This is a genomic window from Aquitalea sp. FJL05 (assembly GCF_003852595.1).
In the GTDB taxonomy this organism is placed as follows: domain Bacteria; phylum Pseudomonadota; class Gammaproteobacteria; order Burkholderiales; family Chromobacteriaceae; genus Aquitalea; species Aquitalea aquatilis.
The window spans coordinates 41,869-54,633 of sequence record NZ_QAJS01000018.1 but is presented as its reverse complement, the minus strand read 5'-3'; the positions used below and the strand labels follow the sequence as shown (position 1 = coordinate 54,633).

Genomic DNA, 12,765 nt, shown 5'->3' with positions numbered 1-12,765 from the left:
GTGTAACGAGCGCCCGCGAGCGCTCCTTTGACAAACGAGCATGCGTCAGACCCGTCTATTATCGACGTGCTGATGGCATTACGACAACTTGGAGCAAGAAAACCGATGGCGCTGCTGAACATTCTGCATTATCCGGATGCGCGTCTGCATACCGTGGCCACGCCGGTCGAGACTTTTGACGCTGCCCTGCAGACCCATATCGACAATATGTTTGACACCATGTACGAGGCCAAGGGCATCGGCCTGGCCGCGACCCAGGTGGACTACCACCAGCGGCTGGTGGTGATGGACATTTCCGAAGAACATAACGAGCGTCGCGTCTTCATCAATCCGGTCATTACCGAAAAAGAAGGCGAAACCGTGTACGAAGAGGGCTGCCTGTCGGTACCCGGCATCTACGACAAGGTGACCCGTGCCGAACGCGTCAAGGTGCGTGCCCAGGATGCCACCGGCAAGGTGTTCGAGCTGGAGGCCGACGGCTTGCTGGCCATCTGCATCCAGCACGAAATCGACCATCTGGATGGCAAGGTATTCGTTGAATACCTGTCCGAGCTCAAGCAGGGCCGGATTCGCACCAAGATGAAAAAGCGCGAAAAGCAGAATATGTAAGCCCGTGGCCGGTCGTGACAGCGGCCGGCCTGCTTATCCCACACCCGAGACACGGTCAGCCCTGTCTCTTGTTTTTTCAGGTTCACGATGAAACTGATTTTTGCCGGTACGCCGGAATTCGCCGCCGCAGCGCTCAAAGCCCTGTTGGCTGCCGGGCATGAAATTGCCCTGGTGCTGACCCAGCCGGACCGCCCGGCGGGGCGTGGCATGAAACTCAAGCCCAGCCCGGTGAAGCAGGTCGCACTGGAACATGGCTTGCGGGTGGAGCAGCCGGTTTCCCTCAAGACGGCAGAAGCCCAGGCCATGCTGCAGGATATCGGCGCAGAGCTGATGGTGGTGGCCGCCTATGGCCTGCTGCTGCCCAAGGCGGTGCTGGACATCCCGCCGCGCGGCTGCCTCAATATCCACGCCTCACTGTTGCCGCGCTGGCGTGGTGCCGCGCCGATACAGCGCGCCATCCTGGCCGGCGACAGCGAAACCGGCATCACCATCATGCAGATGGATGTGGGGCTGGATACCGGTGACATGCTGTCCATCCATCCGCTGGCCATTGCTGCCGATGACACCGCCGCCAGCCTGCACGACAAGCTGGCCGTATGTGGTGCCGAAGCCATTGTCAGCACGCTGGCGCAACTGGACAGCCTGCAGGCACAGCCGCAGCCGGAAGAGGGCGTGAACTACGCCCACAAGCTGACCAAGGCTGAGGCCGAGGTGGACTGGTCGCTGCCGGCCGACACCATTGCCCGTGCCATTCGGGCCTACAACCCGGCTCCGGGCGCGTTTACCAAGCTGGACGGCGAGCCGCTCAAACTGTGGTTTGCCCATGCCATTGTCGGCCAGGGCGAAGCCGGAGTCGTGCTGTGTGCCGATGCCGAGGGCGTGGTGGTGGGCAGTGGGGACGGGCTGGTGGTACTCAGCCAGTTGCAAGCAGCGGGTGGCAAGCGCCTGAGTGCGCGTGATTTTGCTGCCGGCCGTGCCGCGCTGGCGGGAACCCGTCTGGGCGGCTGAGCGTCACAACAGGCCAGAGCAAAGGAGGCTAGCGTGAATAATCTGATCAAGACGGCCATGCTGATGGCCGCCTTCGTGGCCTTCCTCGGCATCATCGGTGCCATGGTGGGCGGCAAGAGCGGCCTGTTGCTGGCCTTGCTGTTTGCTGGCGGGATGAATCTGTTTGCCTACTGGAATTCCGACCAGATGGTGTTGCGCATGTACAACGCGCAGGAAGTGGATGCCCGCACCGCTCCTGAATTTTACGGGATGGTGGCCGAGCTGGCGCAGCGTGCTGGCCTGCCCATGCCCCGGGTCTACGTCATCCATGAAGACCAGCCCAATGCCTTTGCCACCGGGCGCGACCCGGAACACGCCGCCGTGGCAGCTACCAGCGGCATCATGCGCATGCTGGACTACCGCGAACTGCGTGGCGTGATGGCGCACGAACTGGCCCACGTGCGCCACCGTGACACGCTGATCTCCACCCTGTCGGCCACCATGGCCGGCGCGGTGTCGGCACTGGCCAGCTTCGCCATGTTCTTTGGCGGGCGGGACGAAAACGGCCGACCGGTCAATCCGCTGGCCGGCATCCTGGTGGCGCTGCTGGCCCCGCTGGCCGCCAGCGTCATCCAGATGGCCATTTCCCGGGCGCGCGAATTTGAAGCCGACCGTGGCGGTGCCGAGATTTCTGCTGATCCGCTGGCATTGGCTGCAGCGCTGCAGAAGATCGAGTACTACGCTCAAGGTATTGCCATGCCCACGGCGCAGGCGCACCCGGAAACCGCGCAGATGATGATCATCAACCCGCTCTCCGGTCTGAGCATGGGCGAGCTGTTCCGCACCCATCCGCATACCGAGGAGCGCATTGCCCGCTTGCATGCTATGGCGCGCGGCGTGGGCTGAACGTATCATGCGCCTCTAGCAAGGATCTGTTGCCGCCGGATCAAGCAAGACTGCTTGGTTTCCGGCGCGGGCAGAGACCCACGGGCCGGTGCCGCCAGATGCGAGCCGGCCGTTATCAACGGCGAGAACGCAGTCCTCGCCGTTTGCCATTTAAGGTTTTGACATGCATCGCATACAGCAACTGGCCGCCGACGTGCTGGGCCAGGTGGAATCCGGCCATACCCTGACCGAGGCCCTGGCCCAAGCCCAGCGCCAGGGCAGTGAACTGACGCCGCAAGAGCGCGCCGCCTTGCAGGACATCTGCTACGGCAGCCTGCGCCAGCTGGCGCGTCTGCGCTTCTGGCTGCGGCGGCTGGTCCCCAAAGCCCTGCCGGAACCACAGCTGGAACGGGTGCTGCTGGTAGCGCTTTATCAGCTGGTGTATACCCGTGCCGCCGATTACGCCATCGTCAACGAGGCGGTCAAACTGTCCGAGCGCTTGGCGCGCGGCAAATTCAAAGCCCTGGTCAACGGCGTGTTGCGCAATTTCCTGCGTCAGCGCGAAGAAATGCTGCGCCTGGCGGACAAGGATCTGGAAGCAGCCACCAATCATCCGCGCTGGTGGATCAAGGCTGTGCAGCAGGCTTATCCGCAGCAATGGTCTTCGGTGCTGGAGTGGAATAACAGCCATCCGCCGATGACGCTGCGTGTCAATGCGCGCAAGAGTACGGTGGCCGGCTACCTGGCGCAGCTGGAAGCTTTGGGCATGGCCGCAAGCGCGTTGGATGATATCTGCGGCATCCAGCTGGAAAAGCCGGTCAATGTGCGTGAACTGCCGGGTTTTGCCGAAGGCGTGGTCTCGGTACAGGACTGGGGCGCGCAGCAGGCTGCCGTGCTGCTCGACTTGCAGCCCGGACAGCGGGTACTGGATGCCTGTGCCGCTCCCGGCGGCAAAACCTGCCATATGCTGGAGCTGGCCGATCTGCAACTGACTGCGCTGGACATCGATGCCCAGCGACTGGAGCGGGTGGCCGACAATCTGCAGCGCTGCGGGCTGAGTGCCAGCCTGCAGGCCGCGGATGCCGGCCGCAGCGCCGACTGGTGGGATGGCCAGCCGTTTGACCGCATTCTGGCCGACGTGCCCTGCTCGGCATCTGGGGTGGTGCGCCGTCATCCGGACATCAAGTGGCTGCGTCGCCCCGGCGATTTTGCCGCGCTGGCGCGCCAGCAGGCAGTGATGGTTGACACGCTATGGGGGCTACTCGCCTCCGGGGGCAAAATGCTTTACGCTACGTGCTCGATTTTTCCGGAAGAAAATCAGCAGCAGCTGGCCGCATTCCTGGCGCGTCATTCCGATGCCGAATGCCTGAATCAGCAACAACTGTTGCCCTGTGAGCGTCATGACGGTTTCTATTACGCGCTGCTTGCGAAACATTAGCCTGGTGTTATGGCTACTGGTCTGTGCCGTCAACACGGCGCAGGCCGATGGCATTCTTGCGCGCCGCGCCGATGCCGAGCTGACCCAGGATGGCCAGCTGTCGCTCAGTACCCGCTTTCAGACCAAACTGTCCAGTGGCCTGAGCGATGCCCTGGGGCAGGGCGTGGTCCTGACTTTCCGGCTGGAATTCGAACTCACCCGGCCGCGCAGTACCGCTTACTATCTCAACCTGAAAGAATGGTTCGAGCCGCATGCCAGCCTGGCTTTCAAGCTGTCCTACCAGCCACTGACCAGTCGTTACCGCATTACCATCGGCAGTTTTTCCAATTATTACCGCACCCTGGCTGAAGCCATGGGCGCGCTCGGCTCGATTCAGGACTGGCGCGTCTTGCAAAGCGGTGCGCTCGATCCGCGCAGCGCCGGCAGTGTCGCTGGCCGGGTGCGGCTGGTGCTGGACATCAGTGAGCTGCCCAAGCCATTCCAGATCAATGCCCTGGGCTCGGGGGAGTGGAGTCTGTCTTCCAACTGGACGGCCATCAGCATGAAAGATGGCAGCTGATGCGTTACGCAGCCATTGCTCTGGCAACGTTCGGCGCCATCATGCTTTACCTGCTGGCGGTAGCCACCGGCAATGCCTCCAAGCTGGCCGAGTACTACTGGTGGGTGTTTGGCCTGAACAGCCTGTTGCTGCTCGGCCTGCTCGGCGTGGTGGGCCGCCAGCTGCTGCGCCTGCGCCAGCGGGTCAAGGGCCGCGTGTTCGGGGCCAAGCTGACCCAGCGCCTGGTGATGATGTTTGCCGTGGTGGCGCTGGTGCCGGGCTTGCTGGTGTTTACCATCTCGGCCCAATTCCTGACGCGCAGCATTGAAAGCTGGTTCGATGTCCGGGTGGAGTCGGCGCTGGACCGTGGCCTGGAGCTGGGCAAGGGCGCACTCAACTATGTGCTGGAAGACGTCGCCCGCAAAAGCCGCGTGGTGCTGGATGATATCGACGGCCTGCCTGGCAGCATGTTGCCTTCGCGGCTGGAACGGCTGCGCGAACAGCTGGGCTTGCGCGAGCTGGCCATTTTCAACAAGTCGGGGCAGCTGCTGAATTTTGCCAGCAATAATACCCACCAGCTGCCGCAGCAGCCCGCCCGCGATACCTTGCGTGGCCTCAAGCTGCGCCAGGGCAGCAAGAGCATCGAAAATGAGACGGGTGGCCTGACGCTCAAGGTGCTGCTGCCGTATCGCACGCTGGACGGCGACTGGCGCGTGTTGCAGGTGGTGCAGACCGCACCGCAGACCATTGCCCATGATGCCGAGCAGATTGAAACTGCCCGCGCCGAATACCACCAGTTGCTGCTGTCGCGCGATGGCCTGAAAACCTTCTACATGCTGACCCTGGCGCTGGCCTGCCTGCTGGCGCTGACTTCGGCCCTGGCTTTTGCCTTGTTCCTGTCCGAGCGACTGTCCGCACCGCTGTCCGAACTGGCCGCAGGCACCCGTGCCGTGGCCCAGGGTGACTTTTCCAAGCGTCACCCGGTCTATCGCCGCGACGAACTGGGCATGCTCACCACCCTGTTCAACCGCATGACCCAGCAGCTGGAAGAGGCACGCCAGACCGCCAACCAGAACCAGCGGGCACTGGAGAGCGGCAAGCTTTATCTCGAAAGCATACTGGCCAATCTGTCCGCCGGTGTCATTGCACTGGACGAAGGCTGGCAGCTGCGTGCCGCCAATACCAGTGCCGGCCGCATCCTGGGGGTGGACTTTGCCGAGCTGGTCGCCTATCCGGTCAAGCAGTGGTCAACGCTGGTCCCCGCACTGATTCCGCTGGTGGATACCATGCTGCAGCACGGCGAGAACAAGCTGGAAGAAGAATGGCAAACCCAGCTGGATTATGTCACCGGTCAGGGTGCGCGCAGCTTGCTGGTGCGCGGTGCCCGCTTGCCGGAACGCTCCGGAAGCGGTTATGTTGTGGTGTTCGATGATATAACCGAGCTGGGACGGGCGCAGCGCGATGCGGCCTGGGGCGAGGTGGCCAAGCGGCTGGCGCATGAAATCCGCAATCCGCTCACCCCTATCCAGTTGTCGGCCGAGCGTTTGGCGATGAAGTTGACCGCCAAACTGGAGGCGGCAGATGCCGACATGCTCAAACGCTCTACCGACACCATCATCAAGCAGGTGGCGGCGCTGAAGAATATGGTGGATGCGTTTCGCGATTATGCGCGCGCACCACGCATCAAACTCAGTGAACTTGATCTCAATCAGGTAGTACGGGAGGTTGCCACGCTGTACGAATCCAATCCGGCTGTTAAGATTGAACTGGAAGACAGGCCGCTGATGATCATGGGGGATGCCGCACTGCTGCGGCAGGTATTGCACAACCTGATGCAGAACGCACAGGATGCGGTCCTTGACGTTGACATCCCGATGATTCACATTAGCAGCCGACAAGAAGGAAGAAACGCGACCGTCTGCGTGCAGGACAATGGTTCGGGCTTTCCTGCCGAGCTCCTGCCACGCGCGTTCGAGCCCTATGTGACCAGCAAGCCCAAGGGAACGGGGCTGGGACTGGCGGTGGTGAAGAAAATAGCGGAGGAACACCATGGCCAGGTCATATTGGGGAATGGCGAGCAGCAAGGCGCGCGAATTCTTCTCACCCTGCCATTGCTGGAGGCCTAATGCGTAGCAGCGATATATTGATTGTTGATGACGAGATCGGAATACGTGAACTGCTCTCGGAGATCCTGCAGGATGAGGGATACACGGTTGCCCTGGCGGAAAACGCCGAGGTAGCCAGACAGCTGCGCAACCAGACGCGTCCCGCGCTGGTGCTGCTGGACATCTGGATGCCAGACTGCGACGGGGTTACCCTGCTCAAGGAATGGGCCAAGTCCGGCCAGCTCAACATGCCGGTAGTCATGATGTCTGGCCATGCCAGCATCGATACCGCAGTGGAGGCGACCCGCATCGGCGCCTTCGATTTCCTGGAAAAGCCGATTGCCCTGCAAAAGCTGCTCACCACGGTGCAGCGCGCGCTGAAGTATGGCGATATGCAGGCCAATACCTCCTTGAATCTGGACAAGCTGGGACGCAGCGAACCGATTCAGGAACTGAAACGCCAGCTGGAACGGGTGGCCAAGGTCAAATCACCGGTGTTGCTGACTGGCGAACCAGGGTCCGGTTTCGAACTGGTGGCACGTTTTTTCCATCAGGGCAATACGCCCTGGGTGACGCCGGCCAAGCCGGAACAACTGGCGGATGCGCCGCTGGAATTGCTGCAGAAAGCCAATAACGGTGTGTTGTTCCTGCCAGAAATCGGCCAGTACAACCGTCGTGTGCAACAAGGTTTGCTGTTCCTGCTGTCCAAGCTGGACCGCTTCAATGTGCGCCTGCTGTGCTCCTGCAGCCGGCCGCTGCAGGAATTGCTGGTTGATCCGGAGTGCGATAATCGCCTGCTCACGGCATTGTCGAGCGTGATTGTGCCGATTCCGCCGCTGCGCGAGCATGCAGAGGACATCATCTTCATCGCCGAGCAGATCCTGATCGAGCTGGTGGAGTCGCGGCAGGTTCCCAACAAGAAGCTGACCACGGCAGCGCTGAATGCGCTGCGCCAGTATGACTGGCCGGGTAATCTGGAGCAGCTGCGCAGCATCATCAAGAGCCTGGCGCTGACCTCGGAATCCGATGATGTCGACGCACCGGAAGTCAACAAGGTGCTGGCGCAGTTCCGCCATGAAAAGCCGGTGGAAGAGTCGGGTTTCGATTTCAACATGCCGCTACGCGAATTGCGCGAGCAGCTGGAGCGGCGTTACTTCGAGTACCACATCTCGCTGGAAAACGGCAATATGAGCCGTGTGGCACAGAAAGTGGGGCTGGAACGGACCCACTTGTACCGCAAGCTCAAGCAGCTGGGTATCAAGTTTGCCCGCAAGGTGGTAGAAGAGTAAGCCCTGTCTGTAGCCTGTCTGTAGCCTGATAAAACGCCGGCCTTGTGCTGGCGTTTTGTTTTGCCGGCTAGCTAGTCTGCACTATGGCGCAGTCCCCCTGATTTCCACTAAGCTTGCACTCCATGACAGATCTGAATGATGCAGCCCTGCTGCGCTATAGCCGACACATCCTGTTGCCGGAAATCGATATCGAAGGCCAGCAGCGGCTGGCTGCGTCCCGTGTGCTGGTGATCGGTGCTGGTGGGCTGGGTTCGCCGGTGGCGCTGTATCTGGCCAGTGCGGGTGTCGGTCAGATCACGCTGGCCGATGATGATCAGGTGGAGTTGAGCAATCTGCAGCGCCAGGTGGTACATGATATGGCGGCGCTGGGGGTGAACAAGGCAGAGTCCGCTCGTGCCCGCATGCTGGGGCTGAACCCGGATATTCAGGTGCGTGCGCTGGCCGAGCGCTTAAGCGCAGACCGTCTGCTGGAAGAAGCGCGACAGCACGATCTGTTGCTGGACTGTTCCGACAATTTCGCCACGCGCCATGCGGTTAACCGTGCCAGTGTGGCGGCCGGTGTGCCCTTGGTCTCGGGAGCTGCGGTACGCTTTGCCGGCCAACTGGCGGTGTTCGACCCGCGCGTGGCGGGCTCGCCCTGTTATCACTGTCTGTTTGCCGAGGAGGGCGAGGCGTCGGATGGCCCTTGTGCCACCTTCGGCGTGCTGTCCCCGCTGGTGGGGGTGATTGGCAGCATGCAGGCGGTGGAGGCGGTCAAGTTGCTGGCCGGGCGACAAGCGGTGCTGGGGCGACTGACTCTGTACGATGCGCTGAGCGGGGAGTTCCGCCAGATGAAATTTGGCCGCGATCCGGCCTGTCCGGTGTGTGCGGGCGGCTGATGTGTATACGGTCATTGCCATGCAAAAGCCCCGCTTTGGCGGGGCTTTGTGCTGATGGGGATTACGCACCCAGTTGCTGGTTCAGTATCTGGTGTACTTCCTTGAAATCCATCACCCCGACATAGCGCTTGAGAATATTGCCCTGCTTGTCGATCAGGAAGGTGGTCGGTGCCAGCTGGATATCGCCGAAAGCCTTGGCAATGCTGCCCTGACCATCGAGAGCGACAAAGAAGGGCAGCTGGTTCTGTTGCACGAAAGCCTGTACGTAATTGGGCGGATCATAGCTCATGGCGACGGCCATGATTTGTAAGCCCTTGCTGCCATACTGCTGGTGCAGCTTCTTGATTTCCGGCATTTCTTCCACGCAGCCGGAACAGCTGGTAGCCCAGAAATTGACCAGTACCACCTTGCCCTTGAGTGAGGCGGTGTCCGCTTGCTGGCCGTTCAGCGAGGTATAGCTGACCTGCGGTGCCGCATTGCGGTCGAACAGCAGGGTATAGGCCACCAGGCCGATGACGGCGACAGCCAGTAGTGCGATCAGAACCTTCTTCATGCTTGCTACATCCGGAAAGGGGATAAACAGCAGCCCCGTCTGGCGGGGCTGTCGGGCTTATTGGTCCAGCATGGACTGCAGGAGTTCCTTCAATTGTCCGTCCAGCGTCACTGCCTTGTTCTGCTTGGCATCAAACACCACAAAAGTAACATCGGCCTCGGCAACCACCTTGTCGCTGTCGGCCAGGGTGACGCGTTGGTGCATGACGGCGCTGCGGCTGCCGATGCTCTTGACCGAGGTGGCCAGTGCCAGCTCGTCGCCCATGGTGGCGGGATAGCGATAGTCGATGTTGATATTGACGACGACGAGTGCCAGCCCGGATTGTAAAAACCAGGGCAGATCGCCACGGTCTTCGAAAAAGCTCCAGCGGGCTTCTTCCAGAAATTCCAGGTAGCGGGCGTTGTTGACGTGGCCGTACAGGTCCAGATGATAACCCCGGACCTTGATGCGTGTTTCATGCGACATGTGTTTCCCCTTGTAGTGAAAAGCTGGATCTCAATCCTCGGCGTCGAGGTCCAGCGGGACGAATGGTTCGCGCTCTAGTGGCGTCTCGACCATATCGGTGAGTACGGAGTGGATTTCTACTTCAAACCACTCCAGAAACAGGGCCGGGCTCAGTTGTGCCGGCCACAGTTGTTCGTCATCGCACCAGTCGGCCAGCTCGGCCTGAAACAGCAGACGGTAGTGCTGCAGGACGAAGTCGGCAGCCGAGGCGTAATCGTCGGCAGCCGGAATCAGCAGGGCATTGCAGTCGCGGGTGAGGATGTCCAGATCCAGTTGTCCATCCAGCTCGCCGGGCAATTGCTGCAGCCAGTCGAGAAAAGGGGCTTTGGGGCGGATCAGCGCGATGCTGCGGTTGACTTCAAACATGATGCTTCCTTGTCGTGGGTTCGACTAATTGTTGTCCCGGCTAAAGGTAAAGGCCTTGACGATGGTCAGGGCGCCCTTGCCGGCCAGTGAGGGTGGAAAGCGGCCGAATGGGGCGTGGCGGGTGACCAGATTGATGGCGGCATCGTCCACCACGCTATTGCCGGATTTTCGCACCACCTTGATGTCCTGCAAGCTGCCATCCGGCAGAATGCTGACCGCGAGGGTGACCGAGCCGTAGATATGCTGCTGCCGCAATGCTTCCGGATAGTTTTGCTGCCCGATGCGTTCCATGCGTAGCCGCCAGTCTTCCTTGTAGCGTACCCAGGCATAGCGGTTGGCACTATCGCCCGCACCGTCGGCAGATCCGCTTTCCAGCGTGCTGTCTTTTACGTCGCTATCACCCCGCTGCACGCTGCCGAGGGTGGCAATCTGCCCCAGCAGCTTGGCGGCGCTGACTGGTGCGCTTGCGGTGTGCTGGGCAGGCGTCACATCGGCCAGCGCCGGTTTTTTGCGGTGGTTTTCGTGCAGCAGATTGGTGTTGTTGCTGGCTGGCGGCGTGGCGGCTGACTGCTCTGCCTGCTCGGGCTTGGCCGTGGGCCGGCGGTGGCTGGCCAACTGATCGGGGGCGCTGGTATTGCCGCGACCCTGGTTGCTGTCTTCACTCTGGCGGAGGGTGGGTAGTGCTTGTCGTGTCGGTGCCTGCACCAGTTGGATGTTGATACGGTTGCTGTCGGGCAGGGTGATGCCGGGTGTCCATGACATGGCGCTGCTGCCCAGCAGCAAGGCATGGGCCAGCAGGGACGCTGCGATCATGATGATCAGCGGTCCGTTAGGGTTGGTGCTGGTGGGTTTGCGCAGGTTGGCGGTCATGGGCAACTGGCGGCCTCCGTAAGACTGCTGCAGTTTACCATGGCTGGGGATGTGCCAAGAAAAACGCCGCGCTAGGCGCGGCGTGTGGTGTGCCAGCTTATTTGTCCAGCATGCTGCGCAGCATCCAGGCGGTTTTCTCGTGCACTTGCAGGCGCTGGGTCAGCAGGTCGGCGGTCGGCTCGTCAGCCGCGCGCTCGGCCAGCGGGAAGATGCTGCGGGCAGTGCGACAGAGGATTTCATGGCCATCGACCAGCTGTGCCAGCATTTCTTCGGCCTTGGGTACGCCGCTGGCTTCGGCAATGGCGGTCAGCTTGGCGTAGTCGGCATAGCTGCCGGGGGCAAAGTGGCCCAGTGCACGGATGCGTTCGGCGATCAGGTCTACTGCCAGCGACAGTTCGTTGTATTGCGTCTCGAACATCAGGTGCAGGGTGTTGAACATCGGCCCGGTGACGTTCCAGTGAAAATTGTGGGTTTTCAGATACAGCGTGTAGGTGTCTGCCAGCAGGCGGGACAGACCGTGGGCGATGTCTTGACGATCTTGTTCGTTGATACCGATATCCATATGCAAACTCCTGGTTAATGGGCAAGTCTGGCCAGATCAGGCTGCAGAGCACTGCTTGAGCACGACTGAATCTGGTCTAGAATTGCCCTTTTGCGGAAAAATCATCATGAAACCCTGGCTGGTCTGTAGCGGCCATACGGTGCGTCTTACCTTGCATGTCCAGCCCGGCGCACGAAAAACCGAGGTGGCGGGCGAGCATGGCGACTGCCTGAAAATCCGTCTGGCGGCTCCGCCAGTCGACGGCAAGGCCAATACTGCACTGCTATCCTGGCTGGCCGACTGTTTTGCTGTTGGCAAGCGCTCTGTTACCTTGCAGGCCGGTGACAAGAGCCGGCACAAGGTGGTGCTGATCGAGTCGGCGCGGTCCGAACCGGAAGTGCTGGCCTTGCTGGGCGTTCAGTGAAGGCGCTGCTGCTGATCCGCTACCGGTTTGTCGACACGGCTGAATTCGCCTTCGATGACATCATCCGGCGTGCTGGCAGCCGCAGCTGCCCCCATATTCAGCGCCGGGCCTTTGAACGGCAGCAGCAGCAGTATAGCCAGCAGGTCGCTGAGGATGCCAGGAATGGCAAACAGCAGGCCGGACAAGGCATAGCGCAGGGGCCACAGCAGCGAATAGAGCGAAACCTGCTGGCCCTGGCGCAGTACGCTGGACAGCGTCAGCAGCGCACCCAGCTTCTGGTTGCGCAGCATCCAGATGCCCAGCAGACTGCTGGCCAGCACCAGCAGGAACACCACGCCACCGCCCAGGTGATGGGCCAGCGTGACCAGTGTGGCGATTTCCAGCAAGGGATAAAGCAGCAATAACAGCAAGATGGCGCGCATCGAATCAAGGTATCCGTATGAATTGTCTGATGGTGATCTGCAATGTGCCGGACGAAAACACCGCCACGCACATTGCGCATGTTCTGGTACAGGAGCGTTTGGCCGCCTGCGTCAATATCCTGCCAGCCTGCAGGTCGGTTTATTGCTGGGAGGGCGCGCTGCAGGAAAGTAGCGAGTTTCCCCTGCTGATCAAGACCATCCCGGCCGGCTACGCCAGGCTGCAGCAGCGTTTGCTCGAGCTGCATCCTTATGATGTGCCGGAAATCATCGCATTGCCAGTGGCGCAGGGCTTGCCCGCCTACCTGACATGGGTATCACAGTCGCTGCTTTCAAGTGATGACTATGCGGGCGCATGA

16 protein-coding genes are annotated in these 12,765 nt (G+C 61.1%); 10 read left to right on the top strand and 6 right to left on the bottom strand.

Annotated elements, in window-relative coordinates:
• Positions 1 to 105: 105 nt before the first annotated feature.
• The 8 genes from def (at position 106) to DBR44_RS16765 (ending at position 8,729) form a co-directional block, all read left to right on the top strand.
• Positions 106 to 609, top strand: coding sequence for a peptide deformylase (gene def, locus DBR44_RS16800; RefSeq protein WP_124645158.1), 504 nt, complete (start codon positions 106 to 108; stop codon positions 607 to 609).
• 87 nt (positions 610 to 696) lie between these two features.
• Positions 697 to 1,617, top strand: coding sequence for a methionyl-tRNA formyltransferase (gene fmt / locus DBR44_RS16795; protein ID WP_124645157.1), 921 nt, complete (start codon positions 697 to 699; stop codon positions 1,615 to 1,617).
• A 33-nt stretch (positions 1,618 to 1,650) separates the two neighbouring features.
• Positions 1,651 to 2,502, top strand: a complete 852-nt coding sequence (htpX, locus tag DBR44_RS16790) for a zinc metalloprotease HtpX (RefSeq protein ID WP_124645156.1) — start codon at positions 1,651 to 1,653, stop codon at positions 2,500 to 2,502.
• Between the two features lie 163 nt (positions 2,503 to 2,665).
• A complete protein-coding gene (rsmB, locus tag DBR44_RS16785) occupies positions 2,666 to 3,919 on the top strand; it encodes a 16S rRNA (cytosine(967)-C(5))-methyltransferase RsmB (protein ID WP_124645155.1) in 1,254 nt (417 codons plus the stop codon).
• 4 nt (positions 3,920 to 3,923) lie between these two features.
• Complete coding sequence (locus DBR44_RS16780) at positions 3,924 to 4,478, top strand: DUF4390 domain-containing protein (RefSeq protein ID WP_233578629.1); 555 nt, start codon at positions 3,924 to 3,926, stop codon at positions 4,476 to 4,478.
• Complete coding sequence (locus DBR44_RS16775) at positions 4,478 to 6,583, top strand: ATP-binding protein (protein WP_124645153.1); 2,106 nt, start codon at positions 4,478 to 4,480, stop codon at positions 6,581 to 6,583. The genes DBR44_RS16780 and DBR44_RS16775 overlap by 1 nt, the downstream gene beginning before the upstream one ends.
• Entirely contained in the window at positions 6,583 to 7,851 is a 1,269-nt protein-coding gene (locus DBR44_RS16770; protein WP_059285445.1) for a sigma-54 dependent transcriptional regulator, read from the top strand. Before DBR44_RS16775 ends, DBR44_RS16770 begins: the two co-directional genes overlap by 1 nt.
• A gap of 122 nt (positions 7,852 to 7,973) precedes the next feature.
• The gene (locus DBR44_RS16765; RefSeq protein WP_124645152.1) at positions 7,974 to 8,729 is read left to right on the top strand and encodes a molybdopterin-synthase adenylyltransferase MoeB; all 756 of its coding nucleotides are present in this window, start codon (positions 7,974 to 7,976) and stop codon (positions 8,727 to 8,729) included.
• A 61-nt stretch (positions 8,730 to 8,790) separates the two neighbouring features.
• Here DBR44_RS16765 and DBR44_RS16760 read toward each other — a convergent pair whose 3' ends face one another.
• The 5 genes from DBR44_RS16760 to DBR44_RS16740 all read right to left on the bottom strand — a co-directional run bounded on the left by DBR44_RS16760 (position 8,791) and on the right by DBR44_RS16740 (position 11,584).
• Positions 8,791 to 9,282, bottom strand: a complete 492-nt coding sequence (locus DBR44_RS16760; RefSeq protein ID WP_124645151.1) for a TlpA disulfide reductase family protein — start codon at positions 9,280 to 9,282, stop codon at positions 8,791 to 8,793.
• 57 nt (positions 9,283 to 9,339) lie between these two features.
• Entirely contained in the window at positions 9,340 to 9,747 is a 408-nt protein-coding gene (locus DBR44_RS16755) for a thioesterase family protein (RefSeq protein WP_124645150.1), read from the bottom strand.
• Positions 9,748 to 9,777: 30 nt separating this feature from the next.
• On the bottom strand, positions 9,778 to 10,152 hold the full coding sequence (locus DBR44_RS16750) for a VacJ (protein WP_124645149.1): 375 nt from the start codon (positions 10,150 to 10,152) through the stop codon (positions 9,778 to 9,780).
• A gap of 24 nt (positions 10,153 to 10,176) precedes the next feature.
• Entirely contained in the window at positions 10,177 to 11,022 is an 846-nt protein-coding gene (locus tag DBR44_RS16745) for an energy transducer TonB (protein WP_124645148.1), read from the bottom strand.
• Positions 11,023 to 11,119: 97 nt separating this feature from the next.
• A complete protein-coding gene (locus tag DBR44_RS16740; RefSeq protein ID WP_103523069.1) occupies positions 11,120 to 11,584 on the bottom strand; it encodes a Dps family protein in 465 nt (154 codons plus the stop codon).
• Between the two features lie 106 nt (positions 11,585 to 11,690).
• On the opposite strand from DBR44_RS16740, the gene DBR44_RS16735 reads away from it, so the two are divergent.
• Positions 11,691 to 11,987 carry a DUF167 domain-containing protein gene (locus DBR44_RS16735; RefSeq protein WP_124645147.1) on the top strand — a complete coding sequence of 99 codons (297 nt, stop codon included), beginning with the start codon at positions 11,691 to 11,693 and terminating at the stop codon, positions 11,985 to 11,987.
• Here DBR44_RS16735 and DBR44_RS16730 read toward each other — a convergent pair.
• Positions 11,981 to 12,409, bottom strand: a complete 429-nt coding sequence (locus tag DBR44_RS16730; protein ID WP_124645146.1) for an FxsA family protein — start codon at positions 12,407 to 12,409, stop codon at positions 11,981 to 11,983. The genes DBR44_RS16735 and DBR44_RS16730 overlap by 7 nt on opposite strands.
• Positions 12,410 to 12,426: 17 nt before the next feature.
• Here DBR44_RS16730 and cutA point away from each other — a divergent pair, with 17 nt between their 5' ends.
• Positions 12,427 to 12,765 (top strand): divalent-cation tolerance protein CutA, encoded by a 339-nt coding sequence (cutA, locus tag DBR44_RS16725; protein ID WP_124645145.1) that lies wholly within the window; start codon positions 12,427 to 12,429, stop codon positions 12,763 to 12,765.